This window comes from Streptomyces sp. NPDC101160 (assembly GCF_044768205.1).
In the GTDB taxonomy this organism is placed as follows: Bacteria; Actinomycetota; Actinomycetes; order Streptomycetales; family Streptomycetaceae; genus Streptomyces.
In genome coordinates, this window is record NZ_JBIWPJ010000007.1 from 261,350 (window position 1) to 282,697 (window position 21,348).

Here is a 21,348-nt window from a genome sequence, read left to right on the forward strand (position 1 = left end):
TGCGGTTCCCCCTTGCGGTGGTGGGTGTCACCCGACCTTAGACCAGGCCGGGGTGGAATGATCGAACGGAAGGAGTTTCGATCATTCGCTCCCTCGCCTCTTGACGTTCGATCGAAGCGTCCTCAGGATTCCGGGCGACGCCCGACGTCCCCAGCGAGTTCCAGGGAGCATCATGCCCACGCCACCCGAGAACCGTGAGCCCGAGAACCGTGAGCCGGAGAACCGTGAGCCCGAGAGCCGGGAGCTCAGCCCGTACACCGGCTGGACCCGCGCCCACTGGGAGGACGCCGCCGACCGCCTCCTGCTCGCCGTCCGCCCCCACGCCTCACCCGGCGGCGGCCTGATCGATCTCCCCGGCCCCCGCCCCAGCTGGTCCGGCGCCCGCTCCGACGGCCTGGAGGGCTACGCCCGCACCTTCCTCCTCGCCGCGCTCCTCGGCAGGGACACCCACCTCGACCGCTACGCCGCCGGACTCGCCGCCGGCACCGAGAAACCCGGCGGCGAAGGACCCGACGCCTGGCCGCTCATGGCCGACACCCGCCAGGCCGTCGTCGAGTCCGCCTCCGTCGCCCTCGCCCTGCGCCTCACCCGCACCCGCCTCTGGGACCGGCTCGACGACCACGTCCGCCAACGGACCGTCGACTGGCTGCTCCCCGCCCTCGACCCGTCCCCCGTCGACAACAACTGGTGGCTCTTCGGCCTCACCGTCGCCGGCTTCCTCCAGGACGCCGGCATCGAGACCGACCGCGCCGCAGCCACCATCAGCCGCTCCCTCGACCGGATCGAGCGGTGGTACCTCGGCGAGGGCTGGTACAGCGACGGCGACAACCGCGCCTTCGACCACTACAACGCCTGGGCCCTGCACTTCTATCCCGTCCTCCACGCCCACTTGGCCGGCGACCGCGAGCTGCTCGACCGCCACGGCCCCCGCCTCCGCGCCCAACTCGACGACCACGTCCACCTCTTCGACGCCAACGGCGCCCCCGTCCCGTACGGACGGTCCCTGACCTACCGCTTCGCCGCCGCCGCGGCCCCCTGGCTCGGCGCCCTCACCGGACACACCCCGCTCACCCCCGGCGCCACCCGCCGGCTCGCCTCCGGCGCCCTGCGCCACTTCCTCGACCGGGGCGCCACCGACGAGCACGGCCTGCTCACCCTCGGCTGGCACGGCCCCTACGAGCCCGTGCTCCAGGCCTACTCGGGACCCGGCTCCCCCTACTGGGCGTCCAAGGGCTTCCTCGGCCTGCTGCTCCCCGCCGACCACCCCGTCTGGACCGCCACCGAGGAGCCGCTGCCCGCCGAACGCGCCGACACCGTGCGGCCCTTCGGCCCCACCGGCCTGCTCGTCCAGACCACCGCGGCCGACGGACTCGTCCGCCTCCACAACCACGGCAGCAACCACGTCGGGGCCACCGAGTGGGGAGCGGACGACGAGCCCGGCTACGCCCGCCACGCCTACTCCACCCGTACGGGACCCACCACCGCCCCCGATCCCGCCGACAACCACTTCGCGCTGCTCCGGCCCGACGGCACCGCCACCACCCGCGGCCCCGCCGTCCCGCTCGGCACCGGCCCCGACCGGGCCGTCTCCGCGCACCGCCCGCTGCCCGGCGTCCGGGTCGTCTCCGCCGTCCTCGTCCACGGCCGCGCCGAGGTCCGCGTCCACCTCGTCCTCGGCGCCCCGGAAGGGACACCCGTACGGCAGACCGGCTGGACCGTGCACCCCGGCCCCGACGCCCCCGTCTCCCAGCTCCACCCCGTCCACGGCTACGGCCCCGAGGCCGCCGAACTCCCCACCGGCGCCACCCTCCAGGGCCCCGGCCCGACCCGCACCCCAGCCCTGCACGGCACCACGACCGGCCCCGCCACCCTCTTCGTCTCCCTCGCCTCCCTCACGGCGGAACCCGACCCGGCCCCCGTGGCCGACCTCGCAGACGTCCAGGTCACCGGCCCCCACACACTCACGGTGACCTGGCGGAACGGCACCACCGCACGTCTCGCCCTCGAAGCCCCCGATTCGGAGGATCAGTGACCCCGCGCAGCCCGTACGCCGCTCTCGCCGCCGCCCTGGCCGTCCCGCTCCTGGCCGCCGTCCCCGCCCAGGCCGCCGCCCCGCCCGGCGACCGCCACCACGTCGACTGTGCCGCCACCGGCCCGGGCGACGGCTCCGCACAACACCCCTGGACCACCCTGACCGAGGCAGACGCCCACCCCTACGGGCCCGGCGACACGCTCCTGTTCAAGCGCGGCACCACCTGCACCGGCACGCTCCAGCCGCAGGGCGCCGGCTCGGCCGCGTACCCCTTCACCATCGCCGACTACGGCGACGCGCCCGGCCGCGCCGTCATCGACGGCGCCGGCGCCCACGACGCCGTACTCCTCGCCAACACCCGACACGTGCGGCTCACCCGCCTGGAGATCACCAACGCCGCCGCCCCCGGCAGCGAACGCAACGGCGTCCGCCTCCGCCTCACCGACTACGGCGCCGCGCCCGGCATCACCCTCGACCACCTCGCCATCCACGACGTCCGCGGCGGCGACCACAAGACGCTCACCGGCTCCAGCGCCATCCACGTCGCCGTCGAGGGCACGACCGTCCCCAGCTGGTACGAGGACCTGGAGATCCACCACAACGACATCAGGGACGTCGACCGCGAGGGCATCTACTTCAAATCCCGCTTCTCCAAGCGCGATCTGGTCGGCAACCAGCAGGACCCGAGCGCCTACCCCGGTCCCTGGACCCCGAGCCTCGGCGTCCGGATCCACCACAACACCCTGACCTCGATCGCCGGTGACGGCATCAAGCTCGACACCACCCGCGGCGCCCGCGTCGACCACAACCGCGTCGACGGCTTCCAGCTCCGCTCCAAGGCCGCCAACGCCGGCGTCTGGACCTTCAACACCGACCACACCACCGTCGAGTACAACGAGGTCTCCGGCGGCGGCAACACCAGGGACGGCATGTCCTTCGACGCCGACGGCGCGTCCAGGGGCACGGTCTTCCAGTACAACCACAGCCATGACAACAAGGGCGGCTTCCTGCTGATCTGCCCCTACAGCGGCGCCCAGACCCTCGACACCGTCGTCCGCTACAACATCAGCACCGACGACGGCGCCCGGCTCGTCCAGAACTGCTGGGGCCCGATCCTGAACACCCGGATCCACAACAACACGTTCGTCAACCGGACCACCGTCCCGGCCTACCTCGTCCAGGACGACGCCGGCAGCCCCGCCACCACCCGCCACGAACTCGCCTTCAGCAACAACATCTTCGTCAGCGAGGGCGCGGCGGGCGGCTACGGCTTCAAGAACCCCACACCGGGGCTCTCCTTCGACCACGACCTCTTCCACGGCATCGCCATGACCCGCCCGAACCCCGGCGGCCTCGACGCCGACCCGCTGCTCCGCCCCGACCTGCGGCTCGGCACCGGCTCCCCGGCCCTGTCCGCCGGCGCGGTCATCGAGGACAACGGCGGCCGGGACTGGTTCGGGAACGCCGTGCCGGCGACGGCGGCCCCGAACATCGGCGCGTACGAGGGCCCCGGCCTGGACTAGCGAGCTGGTGGGCCGGCCGTACGTACGGGCCTACTGCGGACCGTACTTGCGGCCCGCCTTCGACGACACCCCGCCGAGCAGCGCGCGCGGCGCCAGCTTCACCACGCCCATCAGCGCCTTGTAGCGGGGATCGGGGATGGACAGTGTCTTGCCCCGGGCCAGGTCGGTGAGCGCCGCGGCCACCAGCTTGTCCGCGTCCAGCCACATCCAGCCGGGGATGTTGTCCGTCCCCATCCCCGCCCGCTGGTGGAACTCCGTCCGTACGAAGCCGGGGCACAGCGCCATCAGCCGCACCCCGCTGCCCGCGAGGTCCCGCGCCGCGCCCTGGGTGAACTGCACGACCCACGCCTTGGACGCGCCGTACGTGCCGCGCGGCACGAACGCGGCCACCGAGGCGACGTTCACCACGCCGCCCCGGCCGCGCGTGCGCATCGCTCCGGCCGCCGCCGAGGTCAGCCGCAGCACCGCCTCGCAGTGCACCTTCAGCATGGTCAGCTCGTCGGCCATGGACACTTCGAGGAAGCGGCCCTTGTTGCCGAACCCGGCGTTGTTGACGAGCAGATCGACCGGGCGCCTGGTGTCGGAGAGCCGCGCCTCCACGGCCGTGATGCCCTCCTCCGTGGAGAGGTCCGCGGTGAGCACCTCGGCCTCGATCCCGTGCCGGTCGTGCAGCTCGGTGGCCTGCTCGCGCAGCCGCTTCACGTCCCGGGCCACGAGGACCACGTCATGCCCGTCCGCGGCGAGCCGCCGCGCGAAGGCGGCGCCGATGCCCGCGGTCGCGCCCGTAATCAGTGCAGTCGTCATATGCGGCACGTTAGCCCGCGGCGTGTGAAGGCCGTGTGCGGGAATCCACCGCCCTCGGCGTCTCTCCTTATCGCTCCCCGTACTTGTCGGTGTACCGCTGGACCAGCCCGAGCAGCCCCGACTCCATCCACTCGGCCGCCGGCAGCATGTCCGCGAGCAGCGTGCGGTCGAGGGTGGCCGCGTGGTGCAGCCGGGCGACGGTGATGTCGTGGTCGGGGCGGTGGACGACCTCGATGCGGTCGCCCGCCCTGACCTCGCCCGGAACGATCACGCGGCAGAACGCGCCGGGGCCGGCCGCCGACTCGTTGAAGCGCTTGACCCAGCCGGCCTCCTCCAGGAAGCCGGCGAAGGTGCGGCACGGTATGCGGCCGCCGGTCACCTCCAGGACGACGTCCTCGCCGATCCGCCAGCGCTCGCCGATCAGGGCGTTGTCGACGTCGAGGCCGCGGGTGGTGAGGTTCTCGCCGAACATGCCGGGGACGAGGGCGCGGCCCAGTTCGCGCTCCCAGTGGTCCAGGTCCTCGCGGGCGAAGGCGTACACGGCCCGGTCGTTCCCGCCGTGGAAGCGCAGGTCGCAGACGTCGTCTCCGGCGACCCCGCTCGCGGCCGTCCCGGCCGGGCCCGGGGCCTCGACCCGCACCGGCCCGGCGACCGGCCGCTTGTCGATGCCCGTCGTGCCCGAGGGGGCGTTGGTGTACTCCACGGCCTTGGCCCGGCCCGCGTTCACGCTCAGCAGCTCCATGGACTCCATGGCGGCACCCTAATTCGCTGTCTCAAAGTTGACCAGCGAAATTCGCCTGCGGCCCCAAGAGTCACTTATGCTCGACCTATGATCGAGGCCCGCCACCTCCGTGTCCTGCGCGCCGTCGCGGCCACCGGCTCCTTCTCCGCCGCCGCGCGCGAACTCGGCTGCACCCAGCCCGCGGTCAGCCAGCAGATGAAGGCGCTCGAAGCCTCCGCCGGCACCCCGCTGCTCGTCCGCACCGGCCGCGAGATGCGGCTCACCCAGGCCGGCGAGGCCCTGGTGCGGCACGCCTCCGGCATCCTCGCCGGGCTCACCGCCGCCGAGGAGGAGGTCGCCGCCATCGCGGGCCTGCGGGCCGGCCGGGTCCGGCTGGTCTCGTTCCCGAGCGGCAGCTCCACCCTCGTCCCGACCGCCCTCGCCGCCCTGCGCGCCGCCCATCCCGGCACCCGGGTCTCCCTGGTGGAGGCCGAGCCGCCGCGCTCGGTGGAGATGCTGCGCGAGGGCGACTGCGACGTGGCGCTCGCCTTCCGTTACGGCACCGGGCCGGACGCCGCGGGCCGTGACGCCTGGGACGACCTGGTCGTCCGCCCGCTGCTCGCCGACCGGCTCGTCGGCCTGGTCCCCGAGGACCACCGGCTCGCCGGCGCCGGCTCCGTCGCGATCGGCGAACTCGCCGAGGACCCCTGGATCGCGGGCTGCCCGCGCTGCCGCCGCCAGCTGGTCGACGTCTGCGAGACGGCCGGTTTCACGCCCCGCATCGACTTCGCCACCGACGACTACCCGGCCGTGATGGGCCTGGTGGGCGCGGGCCTGGGCGTCGCCGTCCTGCCGGCGCTCGCCATCGAGTCCGTACGACCCCGGGGCGCGGTCACCGTGACCGTCGAACCGGCCGTCGAGCGCGAGATCGTCGCCCTCACCCTGCCCGACCTGGCCCAGGTCCCGGCCGTCGCCGCCACCCTCGACGAACTCGCCCACGCAGCAACCCGCGCGGCCGACCGACCGCGCGCGGCGGGCGCATAGCAACAGCCTCAGGGAGGGGGCGTGCGGCCCTCCCGGGCCCCTCCCGGTCTCGCGCCCCCGGCCTCCCGGACCCTGCTGGCCTCGCGGACCCGCGTGCGGGGCCCTGCCGAGCCGGCGGGCTCTCCCGGTCTCGCGGACGCTGCTGGGCTTGCGGGCCCTCCGGGTCTCGCGGACGCTGCCGGGCTTGCGGGCCCTGGCGGCCTGGCGGGCCCGAGCTTGCGGGCCCTGGTGGCCTGGCGGGCCCGACTGGCCTCGCGGACCCGCGTGCGGGGCCCTGCCGACCTGGCGGGCTCTCCCGGTCTCGCGGACGCTGCTGGGCTTGCGGCCCTCCGGGTCTCGCGGACGCTGCTGGGCTTGCGGGCCCTGGCGGCCTGGCGGGCCCGACCGGCCTGGCGGGCCCGACCGGACCCGCAGGCCCTCCCGGCCTCGCGGACCGGCAGGCGTTGCCTCGTAGCCCTTCGGGTGCGGGGGCCGTGCCCCCGGCGCCGCTCGCCTCGCGGTCGTCCGGCTCGGGAGGTGCTGCCGGACACGGCCGGTCCACGACCCTGTTCCCGAGGCGGGCTCCGGCGGCCGTTCGGCGGATCGGCCCTGCCCCGGCCGGGCGGCGGGAGGCGTGACGCGGGCGGCGAGGGCCGCCCGGCGGGGGCGGCGCACGCGATCCGCGCGGGCGTCCCAGGGCGGTCGCGCCGCCCGCTCGGGCCCTGGCGTCCGCCGCCGTTCGGGTGATGTGCGGGCAGGGCCGTACGAGTGGTCCGCGACCCGGCCGTACGAGTGGTCCGCGACCCGGCCGTACGGGTGATGTCACGCCCTCGCTCGGCCGAGCGTGCGGTGGTCTACGGGCGTGCGCCCCGGGGCCGTTCGGGTGAGGAGGTGCGGGCCGTCGGAGTGAGTGCCCCGGGCCCGTACGGGTGACGGCCCCGCCGCCGTACGGGGGACGACGACAGCCACGGGCCGGGACCGCACGGGTGACCGGGTCCGGCCGAACGGGGTCGGCGACGCCCGTCCGATGGGTCCGCGCCGCGCGCCCCCGGGCCGCGCGCGGTGCGGCGCCCGGTGTGCCGGCCCGTCAGATCACGTGCGGGCAAGCCCGGATGGCTCCCGGACGAGCGAGTCCGGGTGATGAAACGTTCCTTCAGGTCGTGGCGGCCGCCCTCGCCGTCGTCGCCGGGCCGGGCGGCCCGGCCGTCGTGGTGACCAGGCGGTTGCGCGCCCGGCCCATGAGTTCCTCGCGTTCGTCCTCGGTGAGGCCGCCCCAGACGCCGTAGGGCTCCCGTACTGCGAGCGCGTGTGCCGCGCACTCCGCGCGCACCGGGCACCGCATGCAGACCTCTTTCGCCGAGTTCTCACGCGCACTCCGTGCCGCGCCGCGCTCTCCCTCGGGGTGGAAGAAGAGGGAGCTGTCCACCCCGCGGCAGGCCGCGAGGAGTTGCCAGTCCCACAGATCGGCGTTGGGTCCGGGAAGGCGGGAGAAATCTGCCATTGCGCTTGTCCCCTTGAAACCGTGTCGAGCGGATACGGATTGAGTGGGCGGGTGGATGGCTGATCGACGGGGGCCCTTCGCCCTCGTGGGTCTCGGATACCTACGTCTACTGTCTAAGTAGATGTAAATATGACTCATTGCGAATCTAGCCACAGACACCGCAAAAAGGGAAGAAAACCCGCTAAATGGGGCATAGCTTCGGGTGAAGGACGGATGACCTGCGACGCTCTCCTCCGCGTACGGTCCCTCACGTAGAGTGCCGAAGGTCGCCGTCCGACCCGTAACTCTTTCGAGTGACCATCGTTGAGAGTGCGAGGCGGTTGAAGGAACAAGCGCTCGGGCAGGTGTCCGAGGGCGTCAACCGCACAGGTGACCCGACGTACCAGCCCTGGAGGCTCAAGGTGACGCGCATCAGCTGCGAGAGTCGCGGAGGTCAGTCATGACATCCGTTCTCGTCTGCGACGACTCCCCGCTTGCCCGAGAGGCGCTCCGCCGCGCGGTCGCGACCGTGCCCGGCGTCGAGCGCGTGACCACCGCGGCCAACGGCGAGGAAGTCCTCCGCCGCTGGGGCGCGGACCGCTCGGACCTCATCCTGATGGACGTGCGCATGCCCGGTCTGGGCGGCGTGGAGACCGTCCGCCGGCTGCTCTCCGCGGACCCCGGCGCCCGCATCATCATGCTCACCGTCGCCGAGGACCTGGACGGCGTCGCGCTCGCCGTCGCCGCCGGTGCCCGTGGCTATCTGCACAAGGACGCCTCGCGCGCCGAGCTGCGGGCCACCGTCACGCAGGCCCTCGCCGACCCGACCTGGCGGCTCGCCCCGCGCCGGCTGCGCTCGGCCGAGATGGGCGCCGCACCCACCCTCACCGCCCGCGAGATCCAGGTCCTGGAGGGCATGAGTCACGGCCGGTCCAACGCGGAGATCGGCCGCGAGCTCTTCCTCTCCGAGGACACCGTCAAGACGCACGCCCGGCGTCTGTTCAAGAAGCTGGGCGCCTCGGACCGGGCGCACGCCGTCGCGCTCGGATTCCGCTGGGGCCTGGTCCGCTGACCTGCGGCCGTCGGCCGCATCCCCGTCCGCCGCGGGGCGGACGGGGTGGGCTTGTGTCACTTCCCCGCGGAATGCCGCATCCTTGAAGACGTGGAGTTCCTCGGGGACGAGACGAGCGAGCCGGCGGAAGACAAGCGGAAGGGGAGGGCGCAGGATATGAGTCCCGGCGCACCTGCTCATAACGCTTCGGTGCACAACTACGGACACGGTGCCGCGAACGAAGCGGCGCCGGGGCACCATGGAGCGATGCGCGACGACGAGACCGTGGGGTCACCCGTGCCCGCCGGGCAGGGGGAGATCGGTGCACTCGTACACCGTGCCGTGGACGGCGACGCGCAGGCCACGCACGACCTTCTGGCGCGCGTGCACCCGCTCGCCCTGCGCTACTGCCGCACCCGGCTGAACCGGCTGCCCGGTGACGCCCGCCACTTCGTGGAGGACCTCGCCCAGGAGGTCTGTGTCGCCGTCCTGATGGCGCTCCCGCGCTACAAGGACACCGGCAGGCCCTTCGAGGCGTTCGTCTTCGCCATCGCCGGACACAAGGTCGCCGACCTCCAGCGGGCCGCCATGCGGCACCCCGGATCGACGGCGGTGCCCTCCGACGAGATGCCCGAGCGGCCCGACGACTCGCTGGGGCCCGAGGAGCGGGCGCTGCTCAGCGACGACGCCGAATGGGCCAAGAAGCTGCTCGCCAACCTCCCGGAGAACCAGCGCGAGCTGCTCGTGCTCCGGGTGGCCGTCGGGCTGACCGCCGAGGAGACCGGACAGATGCTCGGCATGTCGCCGGGCGCGGTCCGGGTGGCGCAGCACCGCGCGCTGAGCCGGCTGCGCGCGCTGGCCGAGCAGTAGTCCGCCGAGTAAGCCTCGCGAGGGGCAGGTGTCCCTCACGTACACGTAGGAATGTCCAAAGATCCTCGCTGATCTTGCTCGTGGAATGAGACACGGCCGCAGCCCGTTAGCATGGACATCCGCACCGATCAAGGCCATTGGGGAAGGTGTCATGACCAACGTCGACGGAGTGCCCGAAAAATTCGCGACACTCGGGCTGACCTACGACGATGTGCTGCTGCTGCCCGGAGCCTCGGACATGGCTCCCGACCAGATCGACACCTCCTCGTACATCTCGAAGAACGTGCGGGTGAACATCCCGCTGCTCTCCGCCGCGATGGACAAGGTCACCGAGTCCCGGATGGCCATCGCCATGGCCCGCCAGGGCGGCGTCGGTGTCCTGCACCGCAACCTCTCCATCGCCGACCAGGCCAACCAGGTCGACCTGGTGAAGCGCTCCGAGTCCGGCATGGTGACCGACCCGATCACCGTGCACCCGGACGCCACGCTCGCCGAGGCCGACGCGATCTGCGCCAAGTTCCGCATCAGCGGCGTCCCGGTCACCGACCCGGCGGGCAAGCTCCTCGGCATCGTCACCAACCGTGACATGGCCTTCGAGTCCGACCGCAGCCGCCAGGTGCGCGAGGTCATGACCCCGATGCCGCTGGTCACCGGCCACGTCGGCATCTCCGGCGTGGACGCCATGGAGCTGCTGCGCCGCCACAAGATCGAGAAGCTTCCGCTCGTCGACGAGGCCGGGCTGCTCAAGGGCCTCATCACGGTCAAGGACTTCGTCAAGGCCGAGAAGTACCCGAACGCGGCCAAGGACGCCAACGGCCGGCTGCTCGTCGGCGCGGCCGTCGGTGTCGCCGGTGACGCGTACGAGCGCGCCCAGGCCCTGATCGAGGCGGGCGTCGACTTCATCGTCGTCGACACCGCCCACGGGCACTCCCGCCTGGTCGGCGACATGGTCGCCAAGATCAAGTCGAACTCCTCGGTCGACGTCATCGGCGGAAACGTCGCCACCCGCGACGGTGCCCAGGCGCTGATCGACGCCGGTGTCGACGGCATCAAGGTCGGTGTCGGCCCGGGCTCCATCTGCACCACCCGCGTGGTCGCCGGCATCGGCGTCCCGCAGGTCACCGCGATCTACGAGGCCTCCCTCGCCGCCAAGGCGGCCGGCGTCCCGGTCATCGGCGACGGCGGTCTGCAGTACTCCGGCGACATCGCGAAGGCCCTGGTCGCCGGCGCCGACACGGTGATGCTCGGCTCGCTGCTCGCGGGCTGCGAGGAGTCCCCGGGCGAGCTGCTCTTCATCAACGGCAAGCAGTTCAAGTCGTACCGCGGCATGGGCTCGCTCGGCGCCATGCAGTCCCGTGGCGAGCAGCGTTCCTTCTCCAAGGACCGCTACTTCCAGGAGGGCGTCGCCTCCGACGAGAAGCTCGTGCCCGAGGGCATCGAGGGCCAGGTGCCCTACCGCGGCCCGCTCTCGGCCGTCGTCCACCAGCTGGTGGGCGGCCTGCGCCAGTCGATGTTCTACGTCGGCGGGCGCACGGTGCCGGAGCTCCAGGCGAACGGCCGCTTCGTCCGGATCACCTCGGCGGGCCTCAAGGAGAGCCACCCGCACGACATCCAGATGACGGTCGAGGCACCGAACTACAGCAGGAAGTAGTCCGTACGCGTCCTCGCTCGTGGGAGGGGCGGTTCCGGCATGTGGCCGGAACCGTCCCTTCCGCGTGTGTCGGGGATACTGGTAGGCGCAGACACAGAGGGAAAGGCCACACAACGTGACTGAGATCGAGATCGGGCGCGGCAAGCGCGGCCGCAGGGCGTACGCGTTCGACGACATCGCCGTCGTACCGAGCCGGCGCACCCGGGACCCGAAGGAGGTCTCGATCGCCTGGCAGATCGACGCCTACCGCTTCGAGCTGCCCTTCCTGGCCGCCCCCATGGACTCGGTCGTCTCGCCGCAGACCGCCATCCGCATCGGCGAGCTCGGCGGCCTCGGCGTGCTGAACCTCGAGGGCCTGTGGACCCGCTACGAGGACCCGCAGCCGCTGCTCGACGAGATCGCCGAGCTGGACGAGGCCACGGCGACCCGGCGTCTGCAGGAGATCTACGCCGCGCCGATCAAGGAGGAGCTGATCGGGCAGCGCATCAAGGAGGTGCGCGACGCGGGTGTGGTCACCGCCGCCGCGCTCTCCCCGCAGCGCACCGCGCAGTTCTCGAAGGCCGTCGTCGACGCCGGCGTGGACATCTTCGTCATCCGCGGCACGACCGTCTCCGCCGAGCACGTCTCCGGCGCCGCCGAGCCGCTGAACCTGAAGCAGTTCATCTACGAGCTCGACGTCCCCGTGATCGTCGGCGGCTGCGCCACCTACACGGCCGCCCTGCATCTGATGCGCACCGGCGCCGCAGGCGTCCTGGTCGGCTTCGGCGGCGGCGCCGCGCACACCACCCGCAACGTGCTGGGCATCCAGGTCCCGATGGCCACCGCCGTCGCCGACGTGGCCGCCGCCCGCCGCGACTACATGGACGAGTCCGGCGGCCGCTACGTGCACGTCATCGCCGACGGCGGCGTGGGCTGGTCCGGCGACCTCCCGAAGGCCGTCGCCTGCGGCGCCGACGCCGTCATGATGGGCTCCCCGCTGGCCCGCGCCACGGACGCGCCCGGCAAGGGCCACCACTGGGGCATGGAGGCCGTCCACGAGGACGTGCCGCGCGGCAAGCTGGTCGACCTGGGCATCGTCGGCACCACCGAGGAGATCCTCACCGGCCCGTCGCACATCCCGGACGGCTCCATGAACTTCTTCGGCGCCCTGCGCCGCGCGATGGCCACCACCGGCTACAGCGAGCTCAAGGAGTTCCAGCGCGTCGAGGTCACCGTGGCGGACGCGCAGCACAAGCGCTGACGCCCCCCGGCGTACGCAGGAGGGCCCCGCACCGGATGATGCGGGGCCCTTCGCCGTACGCGCCCGTGGGGGCGCCCAGGGGCCTACAGCCGGTGCGCCGCACCCGCCGGGGTCGCACCGCGGGTGTCGAGGAGGAGCTGGGCCTTCACGGCGAGGCCCTGGAGGTCGTACGTGCGGTGGTGCTGGAGGAGGATCGTGAGGTCGGCGTGGGCGGCGGCCTCGTAGAGGGAGTCGGCGCGCGGGACCGGCAGCTCGCGGACGCGCCAGTCGGGGACGTAGGGGTCGTGGTAGCTGACGGCCGCGCCCAGGTCCATCAGACGGCGGGCGATCTCGTCGGCGGGGGAGCCCTGGCGGTCGGCGAGATCCGGCTTGTACGTGACCCCGAGCAGCAGGACGCGGGCGCCGCGCGCGGACTTGCCGTGCTCGTTGAGGAGCGTGGCGGAGCGCTGGACGACGTATCCCGGCATGCGCTCGTTGACCTGGCAGGCGAGTTCGACCAGGCGCAGCGGGCGGTGGGCGCCGATGGTGTCCACGGGCACGCCGTGGCCGCCGACGCCGGGCCCGGGGCGGAAGGCGTGGAAGCCGAAGGGCTTGGTCTCGGCGCAGCGGATGACGTCCCAGAGGTCGACGCCGAGCTCGTGGCAGAGCACCGCCATCTCGTTGACGAGGGCGATGTTGACGTGCCGGAAGTTGGTCTCCAGGAGCTTGACGGTCTCGGCCTCGCGCGGTCCCCGCGCGCGGACGACCTTGTCGGTGAGCCGTCCGTAGAAGGCCGCAGCGGACTCGGTGCAGGCGGGGGTCAGACCGCCGATCACCTTGGGGGTGGCGGAGAAGTCGCGCGGCCCGCCGGGTGTCCGGCTGCCCGGGTCGAGCCGGCCGGGGGAGTACGCGAGGTGGAAGTCGCGCCCGGCGCGCAGCCCCGAGCCGGTCTCCAGGAGCTCGCGCAGCAGGCCCTCGGTGGTGCCGGGCGGCACCGGTGACTCCAGGAGGACCGTGGTGTGCGGGCGCAGCCGGGCGGCGAGCGCGCGGGCGGCCGCGGTGACGGCGCCGAGGTCGAGCGCCCCGTCGGGCGCGGGCGGCGTGGGGGCGCAGATGACGGCGGTGCGGACCCGGCCGAGCTCGGCGGGGTCGGTGGTCGGCCGGAAGCCGGTGGACAGCATCCGGCGGATCTCGGCGGCGGTGAGGGAGCCGTCGACCGGGGGACGTCCGGCGGCGAGTTCGGCGACGGGGCGGGGATCGGTGTCGTAGCCGATGGTGTCGACACCGGCCGCGGTGGCCGCCTGGGCGAGTGGGAGTCCGTGGTGGCCGAGGCCGATGACGGCGAGATCAGCGGGCATGGGGGATGGGCCGTCCTTCCCAGAAGCCGGTTAGCCGGAGGGGACGCGGTGCGCAAGCCCTGTGGACCGAAGGTGGCTGACGCAATGTCAGACTAAGCGTAAATATGACCGATATGCGGCATTGTCGGGGTGAAGGTCGCCGAGTGTTATCCACAGGGTGGGACGGGGGCGGTGGCTGAAGTCGGTGGGCCGGGACAGAATCAAGTCTGTGAGCCGGACCACACAGGCCCGGTTCGTGTGCTGGACAGACGGGGGACGACGGGAGGCACCGACCGTGAGGACAGCGACACTGGGACCCGCCGAGCGCACCGAGGCGCTCGCGGCCATGGCAGAGCGCGAACTGGACGTACTGGTCGTCGGCGCCGGAGTCGTCGGCGCGGGCACCGCCCTCGACGCCGTCACCCGAGGACTCTCCACCGGCCTCGTCGAGGCCCGCGACTGGGCCTCCGGCACCTCCAGCCGGTCCAGCAAGCTGATCCACGGCGGCCTGCGCTATCTGGAGATGCTCGACTTCGCACTCGTCCGCGAGGCCCTCAAGGAGCGCGGCCTGCTCCTCGAGCGGCTCGCCCCCCACCTGGTCAAACCCGTCCCGTTCCTCTACCCGCTCCAGCACAAGGGCTGGGAGCGGCTGTACGCGGGCTCCGGCGTCGCCCTGTACGACGCGATGTCCGTCTCCTCCGGGCACGGCCGCGGCCTCCCGGTCCACCGCCACCTCAGCCGGCGCGGCGCCCTGCGCGTCGCCCCCTGCCTCAGGAAGGACGCCCTCGTCGGCGCCCTGCAGTACTACGACGCCCAGATGGACGACGCCCGCTTCGTCACCACCCTCGTCCGCACCGCCGCCTACTACGGGGCCAGGGTCGCCAGCCGGGCCCGGGTCGTCGGCTTCCTGCGCGAGGGCGAGCGGGTGGTCGGCGCCCGCGTCCGGGACGTCGAGGCCGGCGGCGAGTACGAGGTCCGGGCCCGCCAGATCGTCAACGCGACGGGCGTGTGGACCGACGACACCCAGGCCCTCATCGGCGAGCGCGGCCAGTTCCACGTCCGCGCCTCCAAGGGCATCCACCTCGTCGTGCCCAAGGACCGCATCCACTCCACCACCGGACTCATCCTGCGCACCGAGAAGTCCGTCCTGTTCGTCATCCCCTGGGGCCGGCACTGGATCGTCGGCACCACCGACACCGACTGGGACCTCGACAAGGCCCACCCCGCCGCCTCCAGCGCCGACATCGACTACCTGCTCGAACACGTCAACACCGTGCTCGCCACCCCGCTCACCCGCGACGACGTCCAGGGCGTCTACGCGGGCCTGCGCCCCCTGCTCGCCGGCGAGTCCGACGCCACCAGCAAGCTCTCCCGGGAACACATCGTCGCCCACCCCGTGCCCGGCCTGGTCGTCGTCGCCGGCGGCAAGTACACGACCTACCGCGTCATGGCGAAGGACGCCGTCGACGCGGCCGTCCACGGACTCGACAAGCGCGTCGCCGCCTGCGTCACCGAGGACACCCCGCTCCTCGGCGCCGAGGGCTACAAGGCGCTGTGGAACGCGCGCGCCGGCATCGCCGCCCGCACCGGCCTCCACGTCGCCCGCGTCGAGCATCTCCTCAACCGCTACGGCTCCCTGACGGAGGAGATCCTCGACCTCGTCGCCGCCGAACCCGCCCTCGGCGCGCCCCTCCCGGCCGCCGAGGACTACCTGAAGGCCGAGATCGTCCACGCCGCCTCCCACGAGGGCGCCCGCCACCTCGACGACGTCCTCACCCGGCGCACCCGCATCTCCATCGAGACCTTCGACCGGGGCACCCGCAGCGCCCGCGAGTGCGCCGAACTCATGGCCCCGGTGCTCGGCTGGGACTCCCGCCAGATCGACAAGGAGGTCGAGCACTACGAGAAGCGAGTCGAGGCCGAACGCGAATCGCAGCGCCAGCCCGACGACCTGACGGCCGACGCGGCCCGCCTCGGAGCGCCGGACATCGTGCCGATCTAGGACCTCGGGGGCGTCCGGGGCGTGTCCCGGCGTTCTCGGACTTCGGACCCGGGGGAGGCAGCGGTCGCGGAGTGAGGGACAATGAGCTCTCTTCCAGGGCGGGTTGCCGCAGAACGCGGGAGCTCCGGACGCGGGCGAGAAACAGGGATCGCAGAGGGGACGCATGTCGGAGGCGGAGCAGTCGCGGAACACGGGGCAGGCCCCCCGGCGGAACGCCGCCGCGGGCGCCGCCACCGACGCCGACCGGGACGGGATCCCGGCCGCGCGCACGGCGGAACAGGACGAGGCGACGGCCGAGGGCAGGGACGCGAAGCCGGCGGCGCCGAAGGGCGCGCGCACGGCGGACGCACCGGAGGCCACGGAGCCGAGTGACGGGCGCGCGGCCGACGCGCCCGGCGCCGAGCCGGCGCCCGAGAACGGCACGGCGGGGACGCCGGACGACGCCCGAGGGGCTGCCGGAGCGCCGGAGTCGGCGCGCGGCGCCGCGGGCGGCGAGGACGCACCGGCCGCCGGAGGAACCCCGGCGGAGCCAAGGGACGCGCGGCCGTCGACCGGACGGGCGGGCGGAGCGGGCGTTCCCGACCCGCGGCGTCAGGGTGCCGCGCCGCGCGCCGGCGCGGCCGGCGACAACACCCCGGCCGGGCCGGGACGGTCCGCGGTCGGGCTGACCAAGGGTGACGGCGGGAGCGGTTCGACGGACGGCGCCGCGGCGCGGCCCGCGGTCGGGCTGACCAAGAGCGGTCGCGGCAGCGGTTCGACGGACGGCGCCGCTCCGGCGGCCGGGTTCGGGGCCGACGCGACCGGAACCGGCGGGCCGGGCCGGAAGTCTGACGCGGCGTCCGCCGAAGGGCGGCTGCTCGCCGGGCGGTACCGGCTCGGCGCGGTCCTCGGCCGCGGCGGCATGGGCACGGTGTGGCGCGCGGTCGACGAGACGCTCGGCCGGACCGTCGCCGTCAAGGAGCTCCGCTTCCCCAACAGCATCGACGACGACGAGAAGCGACGCCTCATCACCCGGACCCTGCGCGAGGCCAAGGCCATCGCCCGGATCCGCAACAACGGCGCCGTGACCGTCTACGACGTCGTCGACGAGGACGACCGCCCGTGGATCGTCATGGAGCTCATCGAGGGCAAGTCCCTCGCCGACGCGATCCGCGAGGACGGCACGCTCACCCCGCGCCGCGCCGCCGAGGTCGGCCTCGCCATCCTCGACGTGCTGCGCTCCGCGCACCGCGAGGGCATCCTGCACCGCGACGTGAAGCCGTCGAACGTGCTGATCGGTGAGGACGGCCGGGCCGTCCTCACCGACTTCGGCATCGCCCAGGTCGAGGGCGACCCCTCGATCACCTCCACCGGCATGCTCGTCGGCGCCCCCTCGTACATCTCGCCCGAGCGCGCCCGCGGCCACAAGCCCGGCCCCGCCGCCGACCTCTGGTCGCTCGGCGGTCTGCTCTACGCGGCCGTGGAGGGCAGCCCGCCGTACGACAAGGGCTCCGCCATCGCCACGCTCACCGCCGTGATGACCGAGCCCGTCGACCCGCCGAAGAACGCGGGCCCGGAGCTGGAGAAGGTCATCTACGGCCTGCTCGCCAAGGACCCGGCCGAGCGGCTCGACGACGCCGGCGCCCGGGCGCTGCTGCGCGCCGTGCTCGACGCGCCCGAGGCGCCGCCGGAGCCGGGCCCGGAGGCGACCAGGGTCGTACCGCTGCCGCCGCTCCCGCCGCTGCCCGAGCGCCCGGCCTCGGCCCCGGCCGTGCCCGGCCGCGACAAGCCGGCCCGCGAGAAGGCCGGCGAGGCGACGGCCGAGCGGCTGCGCGGCGCGCTGAAGTCGGTACGGAACGCGGCCGCCGGCGCGACCGCGCCCGCCCGCCCGGCCGGCCCCGGCACCCCGGGCCGGCCCGCGTCCGCGCCCGCCAAGGCGTCGCTCACCGACGTCGTACCGCGCCGCACCCTGGTGATCATCGCCGCGGTCGTCCTCCTGGCGCTGCTCGGCACGATCCTGTACGTCTCCCTCGGCGGCGGCCAGGGCGACACCGACCAGCGCAAGGGCGCCAAGACCGGCGGCACCACCGCCTCCGCGGGCGCCGCGTCCGGCGGCGGGAACACCGGCACCTCGCCGAGCGGCCCGACCCAGCAGGGCGGCGGCGCCAAGCCGGCCGCCAGCACCGGCGGCCAGAGCGGCAGCACGCCCAGCGGGACACCCGGCGCCGGCGGCGACCAGGGCGCCGGCGGCGCCGACGACAACGGCGGCGGCGGCGGCGGCGCGAAGCTGCCCGCCGGGTACGTCATGGTGACCAACGACCGCTTCCACTTCTCGATGGCGATGCCCGCCTCCTTCCGGCTCACCGCCATAGCGGGCCAGAACTCGGGCGGCATCTTCAACGCCGCCGCCGGCGCCTTCCCGCGCGTCCAGGTCGACTTCAACGACAGCCCCAAGGACGACGCTGCCGCCGCCTGGCGCGCCGCCCTGGCCGCGGTCGCCGCGACCAGCAACGGCTACCGGCACATCGGCATACACCCGGTCTCGTACAAGGGCTATCCGACGGTCGCCGACTGGGAGTTCGAGCGCAACCAGGCAGGCCAGCGCGTCCACGTGCTCAACCGCGGCTTCAAGGTCGACGGCGAGCGCGGCTACTCGATCATGATCAGCTGCCGCGCCGACCAGTGGGACGCGGCGGAGTGCAAGACGCTGCGGGAGACGGCGTTCGCCACGTTCAGCCCCAAGGACTGACCGGCGGACGTATCGTGAGAAGCCCCGTCCCGAGAGCGTGAGGGCGGGGCACGGGGGACGGCAGGCGCGTGGGGAGGCGTCGTGGACGACTACGCGGGAAGGGTGCTCGCGGACCGCTACCGCCTGCCCCTGCCGCCGCCCGACGCGTACGAACTCGTCGAGACGCGCGCCTTCGACACCTACAGCGGCCAGGAAGTGCGGGTCCGTCAGGTGCCGCTGCCCGAGGTCGTCGACGCCGAACTCCTCGACGGCCGGCCCTACGCGGATCCCGGCCGGGCCACCCGAAGACCGGCCGATCCGGCCGTCCGCCGCGCCGTCGAGGCCGCGCAGGCCGCCGCCCGCATCCCCGACCACCCGCGCCTCGACCAGGTCTTCGACGTGTTCGCCGAGGCCGGCTCGCTGTGGATCGTCAGCGAGTCCGTCCCCGCCACCCCGCTCTCCGAACTGCTCGCCGAGGGCCCGCTCAGCCCCTACCGCGCCGCCGAGATCGGCGCCGACCTCCTCACCGCCCTGCGCGCCCTGCACGCCCACGGCTGGACCCACCGCAACGTCACCGCGCGCACCGTCCTCGTCTGCGACGACGGCCGCGTCGTCCTGACCGGCCTCGCCGCCGGCGCGGCCGAGGAGGCGCTGTGCGGCTACGCGCCGGTGCCGCCGGAGGACGAGTTCGGACCCGAGCCGTACGAGTCGGAGGCGTACGGGTCGGAGGCGTACGGGTCGGAGGCGTACGGGTCGGAGGGGTACGAGTCGGAGGGGTACGAGGAGACGTACGCGGACGAGGACGAGCCCGGCGACGAGGTGTACGAGGCCGACGCGTACGAGCCGGAGGCCGACGCGTCCGGTGACGCGTACGGCCCGCACGGCACCCCGTACGGGACCTCGGTCGTGCCCCCGCGTGGCGAGCCGGACCCGCCCGGGGCCCCCGACCGCACCGGCTACGGGCCCCACGGCGGCACCCCTTACGGCGACGCCGGACGCGCGGGCGGCAGGCCCGAGTTGCCGGCCGCGTCCGGAGTGCCCGCGGCCGGGGTCCCGGCCGGCGCGGACGTCCGGGCGGCCAGGGCCGGAGCGATCGCGGCCTACCGGGCGGGGGCGCGGGCCGCGGCGAGCATCGGGGACACCGGTGCGCTGCCGGTCCAGCGCCCGGCACCGCAGGGTCCGCCCGCGCCTCCCGGGCCGCCGGTCCCGCCCGAGCCGCAGTGGTGGGCGCGGACGGGCGACGACGACGATGACGACGCCGAGACCGGCGTCGAGGACGGGCCGGCCGCGCCGCCCCGCGCGTACCTCGCCGGGAGCTGGAGCGACGGGCCGCACGCCTCACGCGACGGCGGGCGCAACGTTCCTGCGGGCGGCGGCGGCCCCGCGCTGCCCGCGCTGCCGGCCGGGTACACGGCGGCCACCCCCGCCCCACGCCCCGCGTCCGAGCCCGCCACCGGCTCCGGCGCAGGCTCCGGCGCGCCGTCCAGGACGACGCCCGGGGCGTCCGGCGCGGCGCCGGACGCGGAGCCGTACCGCGGCCCGGTGACGCGGCTCGCCGCCGAGCGGGCCCGGCAGACCCGGATGGCGGTCGTCGGCGCGGTCACCGAGCGCTGGGCGCCCGAGCAGGCGGGCCCGGTGCACGAGCACTGGCGGCTCGCCCCGCCCATCGGCCCCGCCACCGACCTGTGGGCGCTGGGCGCGCTGCTCTACCGGGCCGTGCAGGGCCATGCCCCGTACCCGGAGGACAGCACCGCCGAACTGGTCCAGCTGGTCTGCGCCGAACCGCCCGCGTTCGCCGAGGAGTCCGGCCCGCTGCGGCCCGTCGTCGAGTCGCTGCTGCGCCAGGACCCGACCGAGCGCCCCGACGTGGAGGAGCTCAGCGGCTGGCTGCGCTCCCTCGTACGGTCGGCGCCCGAACCGGACGCGGGCCTCGGCGTCGTACCGCTGCCGTCCCCCGACGCCGCCCGGCTGCCCATCGTGCGCCGCCGCGGCGAGCTGGTGCGGCGGCGCCGCCGGGGCGCAGCCGCGAACGGGCGGCACCGGCACGCGAAGGGCCGCGCCGCGCGCGAGGACCTGCACCAGGACGCCTCCCTGCACGACCTGATGCACGACACGCGCCGCGAGCGCGAGTACGAGCCGGTGCACGACGAGATCCCGCAGCGCGCCCCGCGGGCCCCCCGTGCTCCCGGGCGCCCCACGGGCTCCCCGCGCGCCCTCGGCCGCACCATGCTGCTCCTGGTCCTGCTGCTGCTCGGCGGGGCGGCCGCGTACGCCGTGCTGTTCATGCCCGAGAAGGGCGAGAAGAACGGGCCGTCGGCGCAGCCGCCCCCGGCCTCGGCCGCACCGTCCACCGGTGCCCCGTCCTCCGCCCCGGCCACCAGCCCGCCCGCGTCCTCCCGGCCCCCGGCGGCCACCACTCCGCCCGCCGCCGACCCCTCGGCGCCCGCGCTCGCCTCCGGTTACGTCCTGCGCAAGGACCCCGAGGGCTTCCAGGTCGGCGTGCCGAGCGGCTGGCGGCGCAGCCCGATCAACGACGCCGGGCAAGTGCGTTTCACGGGCGGTGACTTCACCCTCGTCGTCGTCCCCGGCCGGGACACGGTTCAGGCCAACGGCGACGACCCGCTGCGCTACCAGAGCACCAAGGAGCGCGAACTCACTCCGTGGCGGGAATCCTCCTGGTCGAGCGCTTCCGGCCTGCGCCGTGTGGACATCGGCCAGCGCGCCACGGCCGAGGGCCAGTTCACCTGGCAGGACAGCACCGGACGCGAGGTCTTCGTGCGCAACCTGGCGCTGATCGACCGCGGCCGTTACCACGTGGTCCAGGTCATCGGCCCGGAGGGCGAGCGGGACAAGGTCTCCGAGATCTACGAGCAGGCGGTGAAGGCGTACCGCGCCACCCGTTGAGCGACGCTCCAACGGCGCACAAAT

At 74.1% G+C, this 21,348-nt stretch carries 14 protein-coding genes; 10 read left to right on the plus strand and 4 right to left on the minus strand.

Translation table 11 applies throughout. The features are described 5' to 3' along the window. The first annotated feature begins 172 nt into the window (after nucleotides 1–172). Complete coding sequence (locus ACIRSU_RS23950; RefSeq protein ID WP_403795569.1) at nucleotides 173–2,032, plus strand: DUF2264 domain-containing protein; 1,860 nt, start codon at nucleotides 173–175, stop codon at nucleotides 2,030–2,032. Continuing rightward, nucleotides 2,029–3,555, plus strand: a complete 1,527-nt coding sequence (locus ACIRSU_RS23955; protein WP_403795572.1) for a right-handed parallel beta-helix repeat-containing protein — start codon at nucleotides 2,029–2,031, stop codon at nucleotides 3,553–3,555. Before ACIRSU_RS23950 ends, ACIRSU_RS23955 begins: the two co-directional genes overlap by 4 nt. Before the next feature lie 30 nt (nucleotides 3,556–3,585). Here ACIRSU_RS23955 and ACIRSU_RS23960 read toward each other — a convergent pair whose 3' ends face one another. Beyond that, entirely contained in the window at nucleotides 3,586–4,359 is a 774-nt protein-coding gene (locus ACIRSU_RS23960; protein WP_403795575.1) for an SDR family NAD(P)-dependent oxidoreductase, read from the minus strand. Nucleotides 4,360–4,426: 67 nt separating this feature from the next. After that, on the minus strand, nucleotides 4,427–5,101 hold the full coding sequence (locus ACIRSU_RS23965; protein WP_403796450.1) for an MOSC domain-containing protein: 675 nt from the start codon (nucleotides 5,099–5,101) through the stop codon (nucleotides 4,427–4,429). A gap of 87 nt (nucleotides 5,102–5,188) precedes the next feature. Between ACIRSU_RS23965 and ACIRSU_RS23970 the strand changes: the two genes are divergently transcribed. Further along, the gene (locus ACIRSU_RS23970; protein WP_403795578.1) at nucleotides 5,189–6,124 is read left to right on the plus strand and encodes a LysR family transcriptional regulator; all 936 of its coding nucleotides are present in this window, start codon (nucleotides 5,189–5,191) and stop codon (nucleotides 6,122–6,124) included. Between the two features lie 1,132 nt (nucleotides 6,125–7,256). On the opposite strand, the gene ACIRSU_RS23975 is transcribed toward ACIRSU_RS23970, so the two are convergent. Further along, nucleotides 7,257–7,604: a WhiB family transcriptional regulator gene (locus ACIRSU_RS23975; protein WP_403795581.1), complete on the minus strand. Its 348-nt coding sequence runs from the start codon at nucleotides 7,602–7,604 to the stop codon at nucleotides 7,257–7,259. 439 nt (nucleotides 7,605–8,043) lie between these two features. On the opposite strand from ACIRSU_RS23975, the gene ACIRSU_RS23980 reads away from it, so the two are divergent. From ACIRSU_RS23980 to ACIRSU_RS23995, 4 genes are all read left to right on the plus strand, one after another. Beyond that, a complete protein-coding gene (locus ACIRSU_RS23980; RefSeq protein ID WP_003948568.1) occupies nucleotides 8,044–8,655 on the plus strand; it encodes a response regulator transcription factor in 612 nt (203 codons plus the stop codon). A gap of 246 nt (nucleotides 8,656–8,901) precedes the next feature. Beyond that, a complete protein-coding gene (locus ACIRSU_RS23985) occupies nucleotides 8,902–9,504 on the plus strand; it encodes a sigma-70 family RNA polymerase sigma factor (RefSeq protein ID WP_403795584.1) in 603 nt (200 codons plus the stop codon). Nucleotides 9,505–9,655: 151 nt separating this feature from the next. Continuing rightward, nucleotides 9,656–11,155: an IMP dehydrogenase gene (gene guaB / locus ACIRSU_RS23990; protein WP_403795587.1), complete on the plus strand. Its 1,500-nt coding sequence runs from the start codon at nucleotides 9,656–9,658 to the stop codon at nucleotides 11,153–11,155. 115 nt (nucleotides 11,156–11,270) lie between these two features. Continuing rightward, nucleotides 11,271–12,395 (plus strand): GuaB3 family IMP dehydrogenase-related protein, encoded by a 1,125-nt coding sequence (locus tag ACIRSU_RS23995; protein ID WP_403795590.1) that lies wholly within the window; start codon nucleotides 11,271–11,273, stop codon nucleotides 12,393–12,395. An 83-nt stretch (nucleotides 12,396–12,478) separates the two neighbouring features. On the opposite strand, the gene ACIRSU_RS24000 is transcribed toward ACIRSU_RS23995, so the two are convergent. Next, nucleotides 12,479–13,732, minus strand: a complete 1,254-nt coding sequence (locus ACIRSU_RS24000; protein ID WP_403795593.1) for a nucleotide sugar dehydrogenase — start codon at nucleotides 13,730–13,732, stop codon at nucleotides 12,479–12,481. 274 nt (nucleotides 13,733–14,006) lie between these two features. Between ACIRSU_RS24000 and ACIRSU_RS24005 the strand changes: the two genes are divergently transcribed. From ACIRSU_RS24005 to ACIRSU_RS24015, 3 genes are all read left to right on the plus strand, one after another. Beyond that, nucleotides 14,007–15,713, plus strand: a complete 1,707-nt coding sequence (locus ACIRSU_RS24005; protein ID WP_403795596.1) for a glycerol-3-phosphate dehydrogenase/oxidase — start codon at nucleotides 14,007–14,009, stop codon at nucleotides 15,711–15,713. A gap of 163 nt (nucleotides 15,714–15,876) precedes the next feature. After that, nucleotides 15,877–18,441, plus strand: a complete 2,565-nt coding sequence (locus tag ACIRSU_RS24010) for a protein kinase (RefSeq protein ID WP_403795599.1) — start codon at nucleotides 15,877–15,879, stop codon at nucleotides 18,439–18,441. An 81-nt stretch (nucleotides 18,442–18,522) separates the two neighbouring features. After that, the gene (locus ACIRSU_RS24015) at nucleotides 18,523–21,324 is read left to right on the plus strand and encodes a protein kinase (RefSeq protein ID WP_403795601.1); all 2,802 of its coding nucleotides are present in this window, start codon (nucleotides 18,523–18,525) and stop codon (nucleotides 21,322–21,324) included. The last annotated feature ends 24 nt before the right edge of the window (nucleotides 21,325–21,348 follow it).